Source organism: Streptomyces sp. NBC_00005, assembly GCF_045160215.1.
GTDB lineage: Bacteria > Actinomycetota > Actinomycetes > Streptomycetales > Streptomycetaceae > Streptomyces.
The window spans coordinates 1,208,700-1,228,065 of record NZ_CP108316.1; the positions used below are offsets into that span (position 1 = coordinate 1,208,700).

General features: G+C 69.3%; 14 protein-coding genes. 5 read left to right on the forward strand and 9 right to left on the reverse strand.

Annotation, left to right across the window (positions count from 1 at the left end; genetic code table 11):
- Window positions 1-42: 42 nt before the first annotated feature.
- The 6 genes from OG303_RS05985 to OG303_RS06010 all read right to left on the reverse strand — a co-directional run bounded on the left by OG303_RS05985 (window position 43) and on the right by OG303_RS06010 (window position 6,650).
- The gene (locus tag OG303_RS05985; RefSeq protein WP_405865470.1) at window positions 43-1,455 is read right to left on the reverse strand and encodes a BNR repeat-containing protein; all 1,413 of its coding nucleotides are present in this window, start codon (window positions 1,453-1,455) and stop codon (window positions 43-45) included.
- Window positions 1,456-1,549: 94 nt separating this feature from the next.
- Window positions 1,550-1,870 (reverse strand): L-rhamnose mutarotase, encoded by a 321-nt coding sequence (locus OG303_RS05990; RefSeq protein ID WP_405865472.1) that lies wholly within the window; start codon window positions 1,868-1,870, stop codon window positions 1,550-1,552.
- 28 nt (window positions 1,871-1,898) lie between these two features.
- On the reverse strand, window positions 1,899-2,978 hold the full coding sequence (gene rhaS, locus OG303_RS05995) for a rhamnose ABC transporter substrate-binding protein (protein WP_405865474.1): 1,080 nt from the start codon (window positions 2,976-2,978) through the stop codon (window positions 1,899-1,901).
- A gap of 126 nt (window positions 2,979-3,104) precedes the next feature.
- A complete protein-coding gene (locus tag OG303_RS06000; RefSeq protein ID WP_405865476.1) occupies window positions 3,105-4,088 on the reverse strand; it encodes an ABC transporter permease in 984 nt (327 codons plus the stop codon).
- The gene (locus OG303_RS06005) at window positions 4,081-5,136 is read right to left on the reverse strand and encodes an ABC transporter permease (RefSeq protein ID WP_405865478.1); all 1,056 of its coding nucleotides are present in this window, start codon (window positions 5,134-5,136) and stop codon (window positions 4,081-4,083) included. The genes OG303_RS06000 and OG303_RS06005 overlap by 8 nt, the downstream gene beginning before the upstream one ends.
- Complete coding sequence (locus OG303_RS06010; protein ID WP_405865480.1) at window positions 5,133-6,650, reverse strand: sugar ABC transporter ATP-binding protein; 1,518 nt, start codon at window positions 6,648-6,650, stop codon at window positions 5,133-5,135. Before OG303_RS06010 ends, OG303_RS06005 begins: the two co-directional genes overlap by 4 nt.
- A gap of 271 nt (window positions 6,651-6,921) precedes the next feature.
- Between OG303_RS06010 and rhaI (OG303_RS06015) the strand changes: the two genes are divergently transcribed.
- On the forward strand, window positions 6,922-8,082 hold the full coding sequence (rhaI, locus tag OG303_RS06015; protein ID WP_405865482.1) for an L-rhamnose isomerase: 1,161 nt from the start codon (window positions 6,922-6,924) through the stop codon (window positions 8,080-8,082).
- A 106-nt stretch (window positions 8,083-8,188) separates the two neighbouring features.
- Here rhaI (OG303_RS06015) and OG303_RS06020 read toward each other — a convergent pair whose 3' ends face one another.
- Entirely contained in the window at window positions 8,189-9,088 is a 900-nt protein-coding gene (locus OG303_RS06020; RefSeq protein WP_405865484.1) for a LysR family transcriptional regulator, read from the reverse strand.
- A gap of 181 nt (window positions 9,089-9,269) precedes the next feature.
- Here OG303_RS06020 and OG303_RS06025 point away from each other — a divergent pair, with 181 nt between their 5' ends.
- Complete coding sequence (locus tag OG303_RS06025) at window positions 9,270-10,145, forward strand: NAD(P)H-binding protein (protein WP_405865486.1); 876 nt, start codon at window positions 9,270-9,272, stop codon at window positions 10,143-10,145.
- A gap of 14 nt (window positions 10,146-10,159) precedes the next feature.
- Here OG303_RS06025 and OG303_RS06030 read toward each other — a convergent pair whose 3' ends face one another.
- Entirely contained in the window at window positions 10,160-12,796 is a 2,637-nt protein-coding gene (locus OG303_RS06030) for a family 78 glycoside hydrolase catalytic domain (RefSeq protein ID WP_405865488.1), read from the reverse strand.
- A 67-nt stretch (window positions 12,797-12,863) separates the two neighbouring features.
- Window positions 12,864-14,162: an MFS transporter gene (locus tag OG303_RS06035; RefSeq protein ID WP_405865490.1), complete on the reverse strand. Its 1,299-nt coding sequence runs from the start codon at window positions 14,160-14,162 to the stop codon at window positions 12,864-12,866.
- 357 nt (window positions 14,163-14,519) lie between these two features.
- Between OG303_RS06035 and rhaI (OG303_RS06040) the strand changes: the two genes are divergently transcribed.
- The 3 genes from rhaI (OG303_RS06040) (at window position 14,520) to OG303_RS06050 (ending at window position 19,315) form a co-directional block, all read left to right on the forward strand.
- Window positions 14,520-15,680, forward strand: a complete 1,161-nt coding sequence (rhaI, locus tag OG303_RS06040) for an L-rhamnose isomerase (protein ID WP_405865492.1) — start codon at window positions 14,520-14,522, stop codon at window positions 15,678-15,680.
- Window positions 15,681-15,830: 150 nt separating this feature from the next.
- The gene (locus tag OG303_RS06045) at window positions 15,831-17,870 is read left to right on the forward strand and encodes a bifunctional aldolase/short-chain dehydrogenase (protein ID WP_405865494.1); all 2,040 of its coding nucleotides are present in this window, start codon (window positions 15,831-15,833) and stop codon (window positions 17,868-17,870) included.
- Window positions 17,867-19,315, forward strand: coding sequence for a rhamnulokinase family protein (locus OG303_RS06050; protein ID WP_405865496.1), 1,449 nt, complete (start codon window positions 17,867-17,869; stop codon window positions 19,313-19,315). Before OG303_RS06045 ends, OG303_RS06050 begins: the two co-directional genes overlap by 4 nt.
- Window positions 19,316-19,366 lie beyond the last annotated feature (51 nt).

Here is a 19,366-nt window from a genome sequence, read left to right on the forward strand (position 1 = left end):
AGGCCTTCACATTACCGTCATCATCCGGCGCATCATGCCCGGTCACGCGGGCAGTGCGAAGTCGACGACGTGGAGCGCCGAGGGTGTCGTACCGCTCGACTTCTCCTGGTACATGACCGACAGGACGTTGTCCGCCTTCACGCGCAGCTCGTCGATCACGACCTCGCCGAAGGCGTTCAGATCGCTGCCGTCGTACAGCAGTGTCCAGTCGGTGTACCCGGAGGACTTCGAGGCGCCTGCGATCCGGCCGTAGGGGAAGATCGCGTAGGCGTTGTCGTACTTGTCCAGGACCAGCTTGGTGCGCTGGCTGGAGTTGAGCGCGACGGGGATCTCCGTCTTGGTCCAGGTGCCCGAGGAGTTCTTCCGGAGGTGGAAGGCGCGGCCGTTCGCGGTGCGGTCGCTGACGTAGTTGGTGGTGCACTGGCCGAAGCGGCCGGGGACGTAGCTGATGATCGCGTGCGGGAGGCCGGTGGAGTCGGTGGACTGGCTCTCCTGGTTCATCAGGGAGTGGTCGGGGTTGAGCGAGTCGACGACCAGGCCGCTGTCGGCGACGGCCACCGTGTCGGAGCCGCCCGTCGTGCCTACGACGGTGCCCGCGTCGTTGCGCCAGGTGCGGCCGCGGTCGGTGGAGTAGACGTAGCCCGTGTCGTGGTTGGTAATGCCGCCGCTGTTGCACATCACGGCGGCGCTCTGCTCGCGCCAGGTGAAGAAGGAGTGCAGTCGGCCGTTGACGTCGTAGTCGATGCCGTGCAGGTACATGTTGCGGGCGGTCGAGGAACCGTGCGTGCTGGCGTACGTCCCCGTGGAGCTGGACCACTCCCCCAGTGCCGTCCACGTCGAACCGTCGTACTCCGCAAGGGCGTTGCGGCCGTTGCCGGAGATCCCGACCCGGTAGCTGAGTTGCAGCTTGCCGTCGGGGGTCGAGACGAACTGGGGGTAGGTGAACTGCGACGTCAGCGCGAGCCCGTCGAGCGAGGTCTGGACGGAGCCGAACACGGACGAACTCCAGGACGTGGACGCCGGGTTGTCGAGCAGTCCGGCGATCGACTTCACGTAGAAGTAGCCGTCGCTGTGGGAGTCCATGTTGATGTGCAGACGGCCGTCGACCTTGGAGACGCCCATGGAGATGACGTTGTGGGAGTCGCTGGACTTGAGCTTGTGGGACAGGGTGACCGTCGACCAGGTGGAGCCGCCGAGGACGCGGCGGGCGATGACGGCGCTGCCGGTCGAGGTGTACCAGGCGGCGTACTGGTAGCCCTTGTACGTCAACAGGCCGTTCTTCTGGAACGAGTTGTTGTTGACCAGGCCGTCGTAGGAGACGAAGAAGACGGCCTGGGAGTCGAGTTGGGTGGTGCTCTTCTTGCTGACGGAGGGGCCGGGGTCGGCGGCCCGCGCGATGCCGGGTGTTGCCACGGCCGCAAGTATGGCGGTCGCGAGCACGGCACGTCTTTTCATGAGCGGCTCCGGGGACGGGGACGGGGATCCGGCCGGTGGGAGATCCGGCCGGTGGGGGATCAAGCGGCGAGAACAGGCGGGGAGATCGAGGGAGTCAGGCGAGGTGGAACACTTCGGTGAGCGGTTTCATGGCCTCGTCGGGCCTGGCGCCGTCCAGCGACTCGAAGAACGGCGCCATCTCGGCCTGCCAGCGGGCGTTGACCCCGGTGGCCTCCATGCCGGCCTGGGCGGCGGCGAAGTCCTCGGTCTCCAGGTAGCCGACGAGCAGGCCGTCGTCGCGCAGGAAGAGCGAGTAGTTGTGCCAGCCGGTGGCGGAGAGCGCCTCGAGCATCTCCGGCCACACGGCGGCATGACGTTCGCGGTACTCGGCGAGCCGGTCCTCGCGGACCTTGAGGAGGAAACAGACGCGCTGCATGAAGTACCGCTCCTGGACTGGACGTTGACTAGAAGTTGAACTGGTCGATGTTCTTCGCGTCGAACACGGTCGGCTTGCCGAGGGTGATCACGCCGTCCTTGCCGATGGTGTACTCGGTGGAGCCGGCCTTGAAGGTCTCGCCCTCCTTGCCGGTGATCTGTCCGGAGGCCAGCGCGACGGCCGTGCGGGCGGCGAGGTCGCCGAGCTTCGCCGGGTCCCACAGCTCGAAAGCGTCGACGGTGCCGTTCTTGACGTACTTGCGCATGTCGTTGGGGGTGCCGAGGCCGGTCAGCTTGACCTTGCCCTTGTACTTGGAGCCGGACAGGTACTGGGCGGCCGCCTTGATGCCGACGGTGGTCGGGGAGATGATCCCCTTCAGGTTCGGGTACTGCTGGAGCAGGCCCTGGGTCTGCTGGAAGGACTGCTGGGCGTCGTCATTGCCGTAAGCGGTCTTCACCAGCTTGATGTTCTTGTACTTGGGGTCCTTCAGCTCGTCCTTCATGAACCCGATCCAGGTGTTCTGGTTCGTGGCCGTCTGGGCGGCGGACAGGATCGCGATCTCGCCCTTGTAGTTGATCTGCTTGGCGAGCAGCTGGACTTCGGTGCGTCCGAGGTCCTCGGCGCTGGCCTGCGAGACGAAGGCGTTGCGGCAGTCGGCCTTGGTGTCGGAGTCGTAGGTGACGACCTTGATGTTGTTCTTCATGGCCTGCTTGAGGGCGGTGCACAGTGCGCCGGGGTCCTGCGCGGAGACGGCCATCGCGTTGACCTGCTGCTGGGTGAGCGTGTTGACGTAACTCACCTGGCCGGCGGTGTCGGTGGCGCTGGAGGGACCGACCTCCTTGTATTTGTTGCCCAGTTCGGCGAGTGCCTTCTCGCCGCCCTTGTCGGCGGAGGTGAAGTAGGGGTTGTTGACCTGCTTGGGCAGGAACCCGACCGTCAGCCCCTTCTTGAGGGCGGCGTTCGGGTCGGCCTTGCCTGCGGAGGCGGCCGACCCACTGTCGTCCTTGACGTCCTTCTTGGTGGTACCGCCACAGGCGGAAAGCGCGAGGGCAAGGGAGGTGCCGACGGCGAGCGCCGCACACGTACGGCGGATGGATGAATTGCGCATGGCATGGGGTCCTTTGGTACGAGGGTGAGCAACGGGTGCCCCGTCAGGGGCGCGGGGCTGTCTTGAATGTGCGGTTCCACCGCGGGGGCGCGACCAGCCACAACCGGCCCGCAGCCGACGAACGACCTATCCAGCTCCAGCGGAGCGTGCCGCCGCCCTGGCGACACCGATCTGCCGCGCAACCCGAGGGCCGAGCACGGAGATCACCAACAGCACACCGGTAACGACAATCTGCGACTGCGCCGAAACATTGAGCAGACTCATCACGTTCTGCAGCGCCCCGAGCAGGAAGACACCCGCAATCGCACCGCCCAACGTGCCCTTGCCGCCGTCGAAGTCGATGCCGCCGAGCAACACCGCGGCGACGACGGAGAGTTCGAGACCAGTGGCGTTGTCGTAGCGCGCACTGGCGTAGTGCAGGGCCCAGAACACACCGGTGAGGGACGCCATCAGCCCGGTCACCGTGAACAGGATCAGCTTGTGCCGCTTGACGCGGATCCCGGAGAATCGCGCGGCCTCCTCACTCGCACCGATCGCGAAGAGTGAGCGTCCGAACGGGGTGGAGTGCAGGACCACGACGGCGATGGCGAGCAGTACGAGGAAGGGCAGGAAGGCCTGCGGAAGGAAGGTGTTCCCGATGCGTCCGGCCGCGAAGTCCAGGTACTGGGTGGGGAAGTCGGTGACCGCGTCCGATCCGAGCACGATCTGTGCGATGCCCCGGTAGGCGGCGAGGGTGCCGATGGTGACGGCGAGGGAGGGCAGTCCCAGCCGGGTGACGAGCAGCCCGTTGATCAGCCCGCACGCCACGCCGAGGAGCAGGCAGATCGGGATGATCGTCTCGATCGCCATGCCGTCGTTCCACAGCTTGCCCATCACGGCACCCGACAGGCCGGCCGTCGAGGCGACGGACAGGTCGATCTCACCGGCCACGACGAGAAGCGTCATCGGGAGGGCGATCAGGGCGATCGGCAGGGTGTTGCCGATCAGGAAGGACAGGTTGAGGGCGTTGCCGAAGCCGTCGACCGTGCCGAACGACAGCAGCAACAGGACGACCAGGAGGGCGCCGACGACCGTGTCCCAACGGACCGCGCGCGTCAGGGAGTCAGGCATGGCGGGCGTTCCTCTTCTTCGCAGCCGATTTCTTCAGGGCGGAGGCCACCCGCAGCGCGACGACCCGGTCGACCGCGATGGCGAGGATGAGCAGGATGCCGTTGATGGCGAGCACCCAGACGGAGCTGACGCCGAGGGCGGGCAGCACGCTGTTGATGGAGGTCAGCAGCAGGGCGCCGAGGGCGGCTCCGTAGACGCTGCCGGAGCCGCCGGTGAAGACGACGCCGCCGACCACGACCGCGCTGACGACGGTGAGTTCGTAGCCGGTGCCGGTCCCTGAGTCGACGTTGCCGAAGCGGGCCAGGTACATCGCGCCCGCGAGCCCGGCGAGGCCGCCGCAGAAGGTGTACGCGGCCAGGATCCGCTTGCGGACGGGGATGCCGGCGAGGCGCGCGGCCTCCGGGTTGGAGCCGAGAGCGTACAACTCCCGCCCGCTGCCGAAGTGTTTGAGGTAGTACGCCGTCGCCACCAGCACGGCGAGCGCGATCAGCGCCAGCCACGGCACCGCGGAGACACCGCCGGAGCCGAAGTCCACGAAACCGCCCGGGAGGTCGGCCGCGGTGATCTGGCGCGAGCCGACCCAGATCGAGTCGACGCCGCGGATGATGTAGAGCGTGCCGAGCGTGACGACGAGGGCGGGCACCTGGCCGAGGCTGACCAGCAGGCCGTTGAGCAGGCCGAAGCCGATGCCGAGCAGGACGGCGAGGACGACGGCCACGACCGCGTTCCCACCGCCGTGCAGATAGTCGCCCGCGGCGAAGGCGGTGATGCCGAGGGTCGAGCCGACCGACAGGTCGACGTTCCTCGTGATCACCACCAGGGCCTGGCCGGTGGCGACCAGGACCAGGATGGTCGCGTTGAGGAGCAGGTCCTTGATGCCCTGCTCGGAGAGGAAGTCGCTGTTGCCGGCCTGTGTGATGGCGATCATCGCCAGGAAGACGACCAGGATGGCGAGTTCGCGCATCTTGAAGACGCGGTCGGCGAGCCGGGTGCCGCTGGACTTGGGCACCTCGGCGACGGGGGTTTCGTCGGGGGCGGTCACCGTCATGCGGCGGCCCTCCCGGTGGCTGCGGCCATCACGGTTTCCTCGGTGGCTTCGGCGCGTGGGATCTCTGCGGTGAGGCGGCCCTCGTGCATGACCAGCACGCGGTCGGCCATGCCGAGGATCTCGGGCAGGTCGGAGGAGATCATCAGGACGGCCACTCCGTCGGCGGCCAACTCGCTGAGCAGGCGGTGCACTTCGGCCTTGGTGCCGACGTCGATGCCGCGGGTCGGCTCGTCGACGATCAGCACCTTGGGGCCGGTGGCGAGCCACTTGGCCAGGACGACCTTCTGCTGGTTGCCGCCGGAGAGGGTGTTGACGGTGTCGGCGATCCGGGCGTACTTGACCTGGAGCTTGACGGCCCAGTCGAGGGAGCGGCTGCGCTCGGCGCCGCGGTCGACGAGGCCGGCCCTCACCGTCGTACGAAGTCCGGTGAGGCCGATGTTGCGCTCGATGGACATGCCCATCACCAGGCCCTGGGCGCGCCGGTCCTCGGGGACGAGGGCCAGTCCGGCGGCCATGGCGGTGGAGGGGGCGCCGTTAGTGAGCCTGCGCCCCTGGACCTCGACCTCGCCGCCGTCCCAGCGGTCGATGCCGAAGACGGCCCGCGCGACCTCGGTACGGCCCGCGCCGACGAGCCCGGCGAGACCGACGATCTCCCCGTGCCGCACGTCGAAGGAGACGTCGGTGAACACGCCCTCGCGGGTCAACCGCCGTACGCTAAGGGCGACTTGACCAGGCTTGACGTCCTGCTTGGGATACAACTCGTCGAGGTCGCGGCCGACCATGCGCCGTACGAGATCGTCCTCGGTCATGCCCTCGATCGGCTCACTCGATATCCAGGCGCCGTCGCGCAGGGTCGTCACCCGCTGGCAGATCTCGAAGATCTCCTCCAGCCGGTGCGAGATGAACAGCACCGCGGCGCCCTGTTCGCGCAGGGCACGTACGACGCCGAAGAGCCGGGCGACCTCGCTGCCGGTGAGCGCGGCCGTCGGCTCGTCCATGATCAGGACGCGGGCCTCGAAGGAGAGGGCCTTGGCGATCTCGACGATCTGCTGGTCCGCGATCGACAGGCCGCGGGCCGGGCGGTCGGGGTCGAGTTCGACGCCGAGGCGCTGCATCAGGGCCAGCGTCGCGGTGTGCGTGGCCTTGTGGTCGATACGGCCGAGAGCGCGCCGCGGTTGGCGGCCCATGAAGATGTTCTCGGCGATCGAAAGGTCGGGGAAGAGCGTGGGTTCCTGGTAGATGACGGCGATGCCCGCGTCGCGGGCGTCGCCGGGCCCATGGAAGACGACGGGTTCACCGTCGAGCAGCACCCGGCCGGTGTCGGGCCGGTGCACACCCGCAAGGGCCTTGATCAGGGTCGACTTGCCCGCGCCGTTCTCACCGGCGAGCGCGTGCACCTCGCCGGGGAACAGCTCCAGGGAAACGTCCCGCAGGGCGCGCACCGCGCCGAAGGACTTCGAGATGTCCTCGAGCGCCAGCACCGGGGCCGGACCCGTGTCGGACGGGTGGGTCATGAGGGGCTCCTCGACGTCGCCGACAAGGGGCTCTCGGCGTCGTGAAAGGTTTCAACTTGGTTGCCGGGACGTTAGGCGCGAGGGCCATGTCACGTCAATGGGTCCGCCTCGAAAAAATTTCGAGAGTCCTTCGAGAGCCAAAGGTCACGGTCAGGCCACAGGCAACAGCCTTTGCCGGAACGCTTGACACCCCTACCGGGGGCTCTAAGCTTCCCGTCCTGAATCGATTCATCCGAATGCCGTTCCGGCCCGACGTCACAGGAGCCCTGAAGTGACCGAGCTCGCCGCGGTGAAAGCCGCGCTGAAGACCCAGGCAGTCGAGACGCCGTCGTGGGCGTACGGGAACTCGGGGACCCGTTTCAAGGTGTTCGCGCAGCGGGGCGTTCCCCGCACACCGCAGGAGAAACTGGCCGATGCAGCGCAGGTGCATGCCGTCACCGGTGTCGCGCCGACTGTTGCCCTGCACATTCCCTGGGACAAGGTGGACGACTACGGAGCCTTGGCGAAATTCGCCGAGGACCATGGTCTGAAGCTGGGGGCGATCAACTCCAACACCTTCCAGGACGACGACTACAAGCTGGGCAGCATCTGCCATCCGGATCCGGCGGTGCGGCGGAAGGCTGTCGATCATCTGCTGGAGTGCGTCGACATCATGGACGCCACCGGGTCGACGGATCTGAAGCTGTGGTTCGCCGACGGCACGAACTATCCCGGGCAGGACGACATCCGCCAGCGGCAGGACCGACTCGCGGAAGGGCTCGCCGAGGTCTACGAACGACTCGGAGACGGGCAGCGGATGCTGCTGGAGTACAAGTTCTTCGAGCCCGCCTTCTACGCCACCGACGTCCCCGACTGGGGAACCGCATACGCCCACTGCCTGAAACTGGGTGAGAAGGCCCAGGTCGTGGTGGACACCGGACATCATGCGCCCGGCACCAACATCGAATTCATCGTCGCCACGCTGCTGCGGGAGCAGAAGCTCGGGGGCTTCGACTTCAACTCCCGCTTCTACGCCGACGACGACCTCATGGTCGGCGCCGCCGACCCCTTCCAGCTCTTCCGCATCATGTACGAGGTGATCCGGGGCGGAGGATTCACCTCCGACGTCGCGTTCATGCTCGACCAGTGCCACAACATCGAGGCCAAGATCCCCGCGATCATCCGGTCCGTCATGAACGTCCAGGAGGCCACCGCGAAGGCACTCCTCGTCGACCGGGAGGCGCTGGCAGTTGCCCAGCGAGAGGGTGACGTGCTCGGGGCGAACGCCGTGATCATGGACGCATACAACACGGACGTACGACCGCTGCTCGCCGAAGTCCGCGAGGAGATGGGCCTCGACCCCGACCCGATCGCCGCCTACCGCCGCTCCGGATGGGCCGAGAAGATCGTTGCCGAGCGGGTCGGTGGACAGCAGGCCGGATGGGGAGCGTGACCGCTCCTTCTCGTCTGCCGGGTTCTGTTGGTTGCAGGCCGCCGGCCGTTCTTGTGGCTGGTCGCGCCCACGCGGCGGAGCCGCACATTCACGCAGGCCCGCGTCCCTAGCGGGGCGCGGGCCTGCGGAACACGTCCGCGCGTTCGGCGGCCGACATTGCGTCGGGGATCACCGACGTCGCCGCGCGGACCAGTGCGGCGGTGGCCGTCGAGCGGGACTGCTGGGGCCAGGCGATCGACAACGTCGCCGGTGGGGTGTCCGGGAGCGCACGGTAGACGACGCCTGGGCGGGGGTACCGGGCAGTGACGGATTCGGGGAGGAGCGTCACGATCTCGCCCAGTTCGACGAGCGCGAGCACTTGCGACAGGTCGGCGATGCCGTGGCGCTCGACCATCGTTTCGAGGTAGCGGGTCAGGCCGTCGAGGCGGCCGGGCTCAACTCCGGGGATGGCCAGGTCGGTGAGGGTGAGGTGGTCGCGGGCGGCCAGGGGGTGGGTGGCCGGGAGGGCGGCCAGGCGGGGTTCGACGGTGACCGTTTCGGCGTCCAGGCCCGTGTGGTCGAACGGTTCGTAGATCAGGGCTGCGTCCGCCTCGCCCTGGCGCAGCAGGCGTGCCTGGTCGCCCCAGCCGGCGAGGCGGATCGTGACAGGGAGGCCTGCGGGCTCGGTCGCGTAGCGAGCCAGGATGGGTTCCAGCAGGCCCCCGTCGCCGTCGGCCTTGATGGCCAGGACGAGCTTCGCTTCGGGGGCGGCCGCGCGCTGTGCCCGGCGTCCGGCCGCCTGCAGGGCGTCGAGCGCGATCCTGGCCTCCCCGAGCAGGACTGCACCGGCGGCGGTCAGTTCGACGCTGTGGGTGGTGCGCTCGAAGAGGGTGAGGCCCAGGTCGGCTTCGAGTTTGCGGATGGCGCGGGAGAGGGGCGGGGCGGAGATGCCCAGCCGTTCGGCGGCGCGGGCGAAGTTGAGTTCTTCGGCGACGGCGACGAAGTAGCGCAGTGATCGGGATTCCACGACCCGCACCTCCGTTTTCGGTATTACCCAGAGGGTAACAAGCGGGATCTTGTCGATCCTTCCGTCCGGCAGGGGCGCACCGCAGGATCGAAGCACGCGGTGCCACGGTCCGTCCAACTGGTTCAACTGGCGGCCGAAGGGTGTCAACCGCCTTGCCAGCCAGCCCTCTTGGAGCTTCTTCATGCTTGTCATCACCACACCCACCGGTCAGATCGGCCGACAGGTCGTCGACGGTCTCCTCGACGGCGACGAGCCGATCCGTGTGATCGTTCGCGACCCCTCCCGGCTGTCCCCGCGTGTGCGGGAGCGCGTCGAGGTCGTCCAGGGGTCGCACCGTGACCTCGATGTCGTCATGGAGGCGTTCGCGGGTGCGGATGCCGTGTTCTGGCTGGTGCCGCCGGACCAGCGCGCGGAGAGCGTCGAGGGCCACTACGTGGACTACACCCGGGCGGCGTGCCACGCGATCGGCAGCCACGGCGTCAAGCGCGTGGTCGCGATCTCGACCATGGGCAGTGGGATCGAGAGGAACGCGGGGCACCTGTCGGCGTCGGTGGCCAAGGACAGGATGATCGAGGACACGGGGGTGAGCTACCGGGCGCTGCAGCCTCCCGCCTTCATGGAGAACCTGCTCTGGCAGGTCGAGGCGATCAGGAACCAGGGCGCGTTCCACTGGCCGCAGCTCGGGGATCGCGTGCTCCCGTGCGTCGCCACGCGCGACATCGCGGCGAAAGCCGCCGAGCTGCTGCTCGACGACTCGTGGGGCGGGCAGAACGGTGTCCCGGTCGTCAGCCCGGACGCCTTGACTCCCGAGGGGATGGCGCAGGTCGTCTCCGAGGTGCTGGAGCGGCCGGTCGGCTACCGGCAGGCCGGTATCGAGGCATACCGGGAGAGGGCGCTGCAGCACGGGGCGAGCGAGGCGTGGGCACAGGGCCTGATCGACATGGCCGTCGCCCAGAACGCCGGCGCCTACGACGAGCAGCACCGCACGGCGCAGCCCGCGCCGACCGGCTTCCGCCAGTGGTGCGAGGTGGTGCTCAGGCCGGCCTTCCTGGCCTGAGCACCACCCCATGGCTACTCCTCCGGCCCGGCGAAGGGATGCCGGATCGCGGCCGGCGGCCAGGCGGGTGCGGTGTACGGCCTGCGGAACGTACGCCGGCCCGCGCCGACCTCGAACGGCTCGGTGTCGCCCGGGAGTTGGACCTCGGCCCGGGTGTTCGGCGGCACGAGGACCTCGACGACCAGCGTGCCGTCCACGATCCGCCAGCCCGCCTCGGCACGGCCGTACGGCGTGTCATGGGCGGCCTTCGCGAAGGTGAGGCCGCCACCGGGAACCGGTGCGATGCGCAGCCGGCGCCAACCCGGCTCGGCGGCTTCGAGACCGGCGACCGTGCGGTGCAGCCAGTCGGCGACGGCGCCGAGGGCGTAGTGGTTGAAGGAGGTCATCTCACCCGGGTTGATGCTCCCGTCGGGCAGCATCGAGTCCCAGCGCTCCCACACCGTGGTGGCGCCCATGGTCACCGGGTACAGCCAGGACGGGCAGCCCTGTTCGAGGAGCATGCGGTACGCGAGCTGCGGCGCGCCGCCCGCGCACAGGGCCTCGCAGATCAGCGGCGTACCGGCGAATCCGGTGGCGATCCGGAAGCCCGTCTTGCGCACGATGTGGGCCAACCGCTCGGCGGCACCCTGCCGTTGGCGTTCCGTCGGAAGCAGCGCGAAGCACAGGGCCAGCGCGTACGCGGTCTGCGCGTCGCTCGACATCCGCCCGCCCGGGGTGACGAACTCGTCGGCGAACGCCGCCCGTACGGCCTGTGCGAGCTCCTCGTACCGTAGGACGTCCTCCTTCTCCCCCAGCAGCCGTGCCGTCTCGGCGAGTACGTCGGCCGAGCGGGCGACGTAGGCGTTGGCGACGAGGTCGCCGTCGGTGCGGGCGTCTCCCGGGGCGTCCGGCGGGGCGGCCGGGTCGAGCCAGTCGCCGAGCTGGAAGTCCTGCCGCCACAATCCGCCGCCCTCCTGGGCGAGTCGGGCGGCGGTCTCCACCCATGCGCGCATGCTCGGGTACTGGGTGCGCAGGACCTCCAGGTCGCCGAAGCGCCGGTACAGCGTCCAGGGAAGCAGCACGGCGACGTCGGCCCACACCGCGTGCGGGGTGTCGCCGAAGCCGCCGGGCAGGACGTCGGGCACCACCAACGGCGGTACTCCATCGGGCCGTTGGAGCTGCTCGGCGGCGAGGTCGCGCAGCCAGCCGCCGAGCATGCCCGAGCAGTCGTAGAGGAAGGAGGCGGTGGGGGCGAAGACCTGGATGTCGCCGGTCCAGCCGAGGCGTTCGTCGCGCTGGGGGCAGTCGGTGGGGATGTCGAGGAAGTTGCCGCGCATGCCCCAGACGACGTTCTCGTGCAGGCGGTTCACGAGCTCGTGCGAGGACTCGAACCATCCCGTGCGGGTCATGTCGGTGTGCAGGACGACGGCTTCGACCGCGGCGGGGTCCAACTGTCCGGGCCAGTCCTCGACTTCGGCGTAGCGGAAGCCGTGGAAGGTGAAGCGGGGTTCGTACGTCTCCACGCCGCGACCGGCGAGCGTGTACGTGTCGGTGGCGCGGGCGACCCGCAGGGGCCGGATGCCGAGTTCGCCGTGCTCCAGCACTTCCGCGTGGCGCAGGGTGACGGTGTGGCCGGCCGGGCCCGAGACGCGGATGCGCAGGCGTCCGACCAGGTTCTGGCCGAAGTCGAGAACGGTCTTCCCGGACGGTGTGGTGATGACGTCGACCGGGGTCAGGGTCTGGGTGCGGCGCACGGGCGGGCCGGTCGGCGCCACCAACTCGGCTTCGGTCGGCGGGAGTTCGGTGACGGCCGACCAGTCGGAGGTGTCGTGACCCGGTTCGGACCAGCCGTGGCGGGCCAGCCGGGCGTCGTACGCCTCACCGTCGTAGAGCTCGGAGCGCAGGACGGGGCCGGTCGTGGCGCGCCACGTCTCGTCGGTGCCGAGGGTGGTGACGGTGCCGTCGGGGTGGGTGACCTCCAACTGGGCGAGCAGGGCGCGGCGGTCGCCGTAGAGGTTGCGCCGGCCGCCGTGGAAGCCGAGCCGGCCCGTGTACCAGCCCTCGCCCAGGAACGCGCCGATCGCGTTGTCGCCCTCGTGCAGCAGCTCCGTTACGTCGAAGGTCTGGTACCGCAGTCGGTGGTGGTACGAGGTCCAGCCGGGGGCGAGGACGTGGTCACCCACGCGGGTTCCGTTGATCTCGGCCTCGTACACGCCGTACGCGGTGATGTGCAGACGGGCCGAGGCCACCGCCTTGTCGAGGGTGAAGGTGCGGTGCAGCAGCGCCACCGGGAGCGGGGCGTCGGCGGGTTCGCGGTCGGGGGTGACGGGCCGGGCGGTCCAGTCGGTACGGGCGAGCAGTCCCGTCTCCGCCCAGGTGAGCGGCGACCAGGCGGACGCCTCGGCGCCCTCGCCCCAGACCCGCACGCGTACTCCGACCCGGCTGCGGGAGCCGAGCGCCTCGCCCGGCCACTCCACCAGCACCGAGTCGGCGCTCTCCACGCGCCCCGTGTCGATGAGGACGGAGCCGTCGGTGCCGGTGATCTCGAGCCGGTACGCCTCCTGCGTCCAGCCCGGTGTGTCCGTCTCGGTGCGCCAGCTCAGGCGCGGGCGGGGCTCGCCGATACCGAGCGGCTCGCGGTGGTGTTCCAGAACGGGAGCGGTGACTTTCACGACTTCACTTTCTGCGGGAGGGCCGAGGACGGGTGGGGCGGGGGAGGTCAGACCTCCCCCGCCGCAGTCAGATGGATTCCTTCTCCAGGGCGGCAGTCGCGGTCCGCGCCGTCGTACCGCGCCCCTGCGGAGCGATGCTGCGGACGATCCACACACCGATCGCACCGGAGACCGCCACGCACGCCGTGGTGATCCACAGCACGGCCGACCCACTGGCCGCCATCAGGGCGGGGGTGGCCAGACCGGCGAGACCGCAAAGGGCCCGGCTGAGGCCGTAGGTCAACCCCTGGGTGGTGGCGCGGAGTTCCTCGGGGAAGGCCTCCTGGGACCAGATCTTGTAGTTCGCCTCGCCGGCGAACTGGTTGACGACGTTGTAGAGAATCATGAAGAAGACCATGGCCGCGATCACTGCGCCGCCGGTCGCGGCGGCCACGGCGAAGGCCAGGACCTGGAGCGCCGCGCAGATGTAGAAGAGGCGGTCGCGCCAAGGAGTGTCGGCCAGCCGTACGAAGGCCAGCGAGCAGACCAGACCGAGCGGGAGGGTCGCCAGGCCGAGGCCCGTGGCGAGGGTCTGGGAGGCGCCGCTGACGGTGGTCAGGAAGTACGTGCCGTACTGGCCCATGGTGTTGGCGGCGAGGTTCCAGGCGAGGTAGAAGCCGCCGGTCGCCAGGAGCGGGACGAGGATCGGCCTGGCGCCCAGGCGGCGCAGTGCCCCTGCGGCGATGCCCTCGCCACCGCCGCCGCGCTCGGCCTCCTCCAGGACGGGCGAAAGACTCATCCGGTTGCGCAGCACCCAGCTGACCAGGGCTACGACGGCGAGGTGGGCGAACAGGAGCTGAGCGGAGAGGTAGCCGAGCGTCGAGGTGCCGAAGCCGATCACGATCGTGGCCGTGATGCCGACGACCCACATGGTCTGCGTCGCGCCGATCAGACGTCCGCGGACCGAGCGCGGGGAGTGCTCGGAAACCATGGCGAGCGAGGTCGGCAGGTCGGCGCCGGCCGCGAGACCGCCGATGATCATGCCGGCGTAGAGGAAGGCGCTGTTGGGGGCGAAGACCAGCAGAGCGGCGCCGACGGCGTAGACGAGGATGTCGATGCCGTACACGCGCTTGCGGCCGAACCGGTCGGCGAGGCGGCCGCCGACCAGCGAGCCGATGGCGATGGAGAAGGTCAGGGCGGCGCTCAGCGCGCCGAGGCCCCACGAGGACAGGTGGAAGCGGCTCTGCCACAGGCCCAGTGACAGGCCGGACGACACGATGATGCCGGAGTCCAGGTAGGAGGCCATGCCGGACAAGGCGGCCAGGCGCCACTGGGCGCGGGTCACTCGGGGCTTGCCGGGCCCGCTGGAGATGGCGTCGTTGCTCATCAGGGCGGCCTTTCGGGGAGGTGGGGACGGGAGACGAGGGAGGGGGATCAGGGAGGGGAGATTCGGGGAGGGAGATCGGGGACGGAGAGGGCTGAGAGAACTGCTGAGAGAACGGTGCCATGCCGGGGATGACACGTGTAACCCGCTCTTGTAGCCAGCCCTACAGCGGCGATGAAACGTTTCACGGCATCGTGAGGCCGGTTCGCCGCCCCGTCAAGAGTTCCGGCACGGAACGTTCGCCTCTCACGCAAGATCCCCGGAGGCGGGTGCGCCGACATCTTGACGCCGTCCCAGCGGTGCGGCTAGGTTCCCTGAAACGATTCAAACAGTGTTTCAGCACAGTGTTCAGAGGTGGTCATGCCAGACCTGTCCGCCGTAAAGGCAGCCCTCGCGACCCAGAGGATCGAGACCCCGTCGTGGGCCTACGGCAACTCCGGTACGCGCTTCAAGGTGTTCGCCCAGCCCGGAGTCCCCCGCGATCCCTGGGAGAAGCTGGCGGACGCCGCCAAGGTGCACGAGTTCACCGGTGTGGCGCCCAAGGTCGCCCTGCACATTCCGTGGGACAAGGTCGACGACTACGGCAAGCTCGCGGCGTTCGCCCGGGAGCACGGGGTCGCACTGGGTGCCATCAACGCCAACGTCTTCCAGGACGACGCGTACATGCTCGGCAGCGTCACGAACACCGATCCGGCGGTGCGGCGGAAGGCCGTCGACCATCTGCTGGAGTGCGTCGACATCATGGACGCCACCGGCTCCAGGGACCTGAAGCTGTGGTTCGCCGACGGGACCAACTACCCCGGGCAGGACGACCTCCGCGAACGGCAGGACCGACTCGCGGAGGCCCTCCGCACCGTCTATGAACGACTCGGAGACGGGCAGCGGATGCTGCTGGAGTACAAGTTCTTCGAGCCCGCCTTCTACGCCACCGACGTCCCCGACTGGGGAACCGCATACGCCCACTGCCTGAAACTGGGCGAGAAGGCCCAGGTCGTGGTGGACACCGGACATCATGCGCCCGGCACCAACATCGAATTCATCGTCGCCACGCTGCTGCGAGAGCAGAAGCTCGGAGGCTTCGACTTCAACTCCCGCTTCTACGCCGACGACGACCTCATGGTCGGCGCCGCCGACCCCTTCCAACTCTTCCGCATCATGTACGAGGTGATCCGGGGCGGAGGATTCACATCCGACATCGCGTTCATGCTCGACCAGTGCCACAACATCGAAGCCAAGATTCCCGCCATCATCCGCTCCGTCATGAACGTCCAGGAAGCGACTGCCAAGGCACTCCTCGTCGACCGGGAGGCTTTGGCGGCGGCTCAGCGCGGCGGTGACGTGCTGGAAGCGAACGCCGTGTTGATGGACGCGTACAACACCGACGTACGACCGCTGCTCGCCGAAGTGCGGGACGAGATGGGCCTCGACCCCGACCCGATCGCCGCCTACCGCCGCTCCGGATGGGCCGAGAAGATCGTTGCCGAGCGGGTCGGTGGACAGCAGGCCGGATGGGGAGCGTGACTTCTGGCTCGCGTCCGCCGGTTCTCTCGACTGCCGACTGCGGGCCATGTGTGGCCGGCCGCGCCCAGACGGCGGAGCCACACATCTGCACAGCCCCGCGCCCCTGACGGGGCGCCGTACATCCGAATCTTCTTTAAGGACTGAATGGACATGGCACCCCACCCCGAAGCCGCTGCCCTCCTGGCTCGGTCCCGTCGGCTCGGTTCCGATCCCCGGAACACCAACTACGCCGGTGGCAACGCCTCGGCGAAGGGCACCGATACCGACCCGGTCACCGGTGGTGACGTCGAGTTGATGTGGGTCAAGGGGTCCGGCGGTGACCTCGGGACGCTCACTGAGGCGGGACTGGCGGTGCTGCGGCTGGACCGTATGCGGGCGCTCGTCGATGTCTACCCTGGCGTCGAGCGCGAGGACGAGATGGTCGCCGCGTTCGACTACTGCCTGCATGGCAAGGGTGGGGCCGCTCCTTCGATCGACACCGCCATGCACGGGCTGGTCGAGGCCGCGCATGTCGACCACCTCCACCCCGACTCCGGGATCGCGCTCGCCTGTGCCGCCGACGGGGAGAAGCTGACCGCCGAGTGTTTCGGCGACACGGTGGTGTGGGTGCCGTGGCGGCGGCCCGGATTCCAGTTGGGGCTGGACATCGCGGCGGTCAAGGAGGCCAATCCGCAGGCGATCGGGTGTGTTCTGGGCGGGCACGGGATCACGGCGTGGGGTGACACGTCGGAGGAGTGCGAGCGGAATTCGCTGCACATCATCCGTACCGCCGAGGCGTTCCTCGCCGAGCGCGGGAAGCCGGAGCCCTTCGGGCCCGTGATCGAGGGGTACGAGGGGCCGGCCGAGGCCGAACGGCGGGAGCGGGCGGCGGCGTTGGCGCCGTATGTGCGGGCCATCGCCTCTCAGGACAGGCCGCAGGTCGGGCACTTCGACGACTCCGATGTCGTGCTCGAGTTCCTGGCCCGTGCCGAGCACCCGCGGCTCGCCGCGCTCGGTACCTCCTGCCCCGACCACTTTCTCCGGACGAAGGTCCGGCCGCTCGTGCTCGACCTCCCGCCGACCGCTCCCCTCGACGAGGCGATCGCGCGGCTGAAGGAACTGCACGCCGAGTACCGCGAGGAGTACGCCGCCTACTACCGGCGGCACGCCCTGCCCGACTCCCCCGCCATGCGCGGCGCCGACCCGGCGATCGTGCTGGTGCCGGGTGTGGGCATGTTCAGCTTCGGCAAGGACAAGCAGACCGCCCGTGTGGCCGGCGAGTTCTACGTCAACGCCATCAACGTGATGCGCGGGGCGGAGGCCGTGTCGACATACGCGCCGATCGAGGAGTCGGAGAAGTTCCGGATCGAGTACTGGGCGCTGGAGGAGGCCAAGCTTCAGCGGATGCCGAAGCCCAAGCCGCTGGCGACGCGCATCGCCCTCGTCACCGGCGCGGGCAGCGGGATCGGCAAGGCGATCGCGCAGCGGCTGGTCGGTGAGGGGGCGTGTGTCGTCGTCGCCGATCTCAACGCGGAGAACGCGGCAGCCGTCGCCGAGGAGTTGGGCGGCCCCGACAAGGCCGTCGCCGTGGCCGTGGACGTCACGTCCGAGGAGCAGATCGCCGCGGCCTTCAAGGCCGCCGTGCTCGCCTTCGGCGGGGTCGACCTCGTGGTCAACAACGCCGGGATCTCCATCTCCAAGCCGCTGTTGGAGACTTCGGCGCGCGACTGGGACCTGCAGCACGACATCATGGCCCGCGGGTCCTTCCTCGTCTCGCGTGAGGCGGCACGGGTGATGACCGCGCAGGAGCTGGGTGGCGACATCGTCTACATCGCGTCCAAGAACGCCGTGTTCGCCGGGCCCAACAACATCGCCTACTCGGCCACCAAGGCCGACCAGGCCCATCAAGTACGTCTGCTGGCGGCCGAGTTGGGTGAGCACGGCATCCGCGTCAACGGGGTCAACCCGGACGGTGTGGTGCGTGGTTCCGGGATCTTCGCGGGCGGTTGGGGTGCGCAGCGGGCAGCCGTGTACGGGGTGCCGGAGGAGAAGCTGGGCGAGTTCTACGCCCAGCGGACCATCCTCAAGCGGGAGGTGCTGCCGGAGCACGTCGCGAACGCCGTCTTCGCGCTGACGGGCGGGGAGTTGACGCACACCACCGGGCTGCACGTCCCGGTCGACGCCGGCGTCGCGGCCGCCTTCCTGCGATGAGCGCGTCCGTGAAGTCGTACGCCGCGGTCGACCTCGGCGCGTCCAGTGGGCGTGTCATGGTCGGCCGCGTCGGCCCCGACAGCCTGGAGCTGACGGAGGCGCACCGCTTCCCCAACCGGCCCGTTCGGGTGCCCGAGGGACTGCGGTGGGACATCCTCGCTCTGTACGGGGGTGTCCTGGACGGACTGCGGGCCGGGGGGCAGGTCGATTCCGTCGGCATCGACAGCTGGGCCGTGGACTACGGTCTGCTCGATGCCGACGGGGCGCTGCTCGGCAGTCCCGTGCACTACCGGGACTCCCGTACCGAGGGCGTGGCGGAGAAGGTGTGGTCGACCGTGCCGGCCGAGCAGCTGTATGCGGCGACCGGGCTGCAGTACGCCCCCTTCAACACGCTGTACCAATTGACGGCGGCCCGGGAGTCGGCCCAACTCGCCCATGCCGAGCGGTTGTTGCTCATCCCCGACCTGCTGTCCTACTGGCTCACGGGCGAGCAGGGCACCGAGCTCACCAACGCCTCGACCACCCAGCTGATCGATCCCCTCACGCGCGACTGGTCCTACGACGTCGCCTCGCGGCTGGGCATCGACCTCGGCCTGTTCGCGCCGCTGCGGCAGCCGGGCGATCCGGGGGGCGTGCTGCGGCCGGAGGTGCTGGAGGAGACCGGGCTGACGGGTCCGGTGCCGGTGACGGCGGTCGGGTCGCACGACACCGCGTCCGCGGTGGCCGCCGTTCCCGCCGGCGGCGAGCGGTTCGCGTACATCTGCACCGGGACCTGGTCGCTGGCCGGCCTTGAACTGGGCGCGCCCGTGCTGACCGAGGAGAGCCGGGCCGCGAACTTCACCAATGAGCTGGGGCTGGACGGCACGGTCCGCTATCTGCGGAACATCATGGGGTTGTGGCTGCTCCAGGAGTGCGTACGGGCCTGGGGCGAACCGGAGTTGGCAGCGCTGCTGCTGGAGGCGGCCAAGGTGCCCGCGCTGCGGTCGGTGGTGGACGCGGGGGACGCGGTGTTCCTGGCGCCGGGGCGGATGCCGGAGCGGATCGCCGAGGCCTGCCGCGCCTCGGGGCAGCCGGTGCCCGAGTCGCCCGCCGAGATCACGCGCTGCATCCTCGACTCGCTCGCCCTGGCCCACCGCCGTGCCGTCGAGGACGCGCAGCGGCTGGCCGACCACCCGGTGGACGTCGTGCACGTCGTCGGCGGCGGTACCCGCAACGCGCTGCTGTGCCAGCTGACCGCCGACGCGTGCGGGCTGCCGGTGGTGGCCGGTCCGACGGAGGCGGCGGCGCTGGGGAACGTCCTCGTCCAGGCCCGCGCCCACGGGCTCGTCGGCGACCTCGCGGGCATGCGGCGCCTGCTCACCCGTACGCAGCCACTCACCCGGTACGAGCCGCGCGGCGACACCGCACGGTGGCGCGAGGCGCAGGCCCGGCTCGCCGGAAGCTGACGGGGTCTCCCTCGCGGCCGACGCCCGGACTAGGCTGCACTCATCCGATGA

Bases quoted from the DNA above. Each gene is read 5' to 3' on its own strand.
- OG303_RS05985 (WP_405865470.1), bottom strand. From the start codon at position 1,455: ATGAAAAGACGTGCCGTGCTCGCGACCGCCATACTTGCGGCCGTGGCA.
- OG303_RS05990 (WP_405865472.1), bottom strand. From the start codon at position 1,870: ATGCAGCGCGTCTGTTTCCTCCTCAAGGTCCGCGAGGACCGGCTCGCC.
- rhaS (WP_405865474.1), bottom strand. From the start codon at position 2,978: ATGCGCAATTCATCCATCCGCCGTACGTGTGCGGCGCTCGCCGTCGGC.
- OG303_RS06000 (WP_405865476.1), bottom strand. From the start codon at position 4,088: ATGCCTGACTCCCTGACGCGCGCGGTCCGTTGGGACACGGTCGTCGGC.
- OG303_RS06005 (WP_405865478.1), bottom strand. From the start codon at position 5,136: ATGACGGTGACCGCCCCCGACGAAACCCCCGTCGCCGAGGTGCCCAAG.
- OG303_RS06010 (WP_405865480.1), bottom strand. From the start codon at position 6,650: ATGACCCACCCGTCCGACACGGGTCCGGCCCCGGTGCTGGCGCTCGAG.
- OG303_RS06025 (WP_405865486.1), top strand. From the start codon at position 9,270: ATGCTTGTCATCACCACACCCACCGGTCAGATCGGCCGACAGGTCGTC.
- OG303_RS06035 (WP_405865490.1), bottom strand. From the start codon at position 14,162: ATGAGCAACGACGCCATCTCCAGCGGGCCCGGCAAGCCCCGAGTGACC.
- rhaI (WP_405865492.1), top strand. From the start codon at position 14,520: ATGCCAGACCTGTCCGCCGTAAAGGCAGCCCTCGCGACCCAGAGGATC.
- OG303_RS06045 (WP_405865494.1), top strand. From the start codon at position 15,831: ATGGCACCCCACCCCGAAGCCGCTGCCCTCCTGGCTCGGTCCCGTCGG.
- OG303_RS06050 (WP_405865496.1), top strand. From the start codon at position 17,867: ATGAGCGCGTCCGTGAAGTCGTACGCCGCGGTCGACCTCGGCGCGTCC.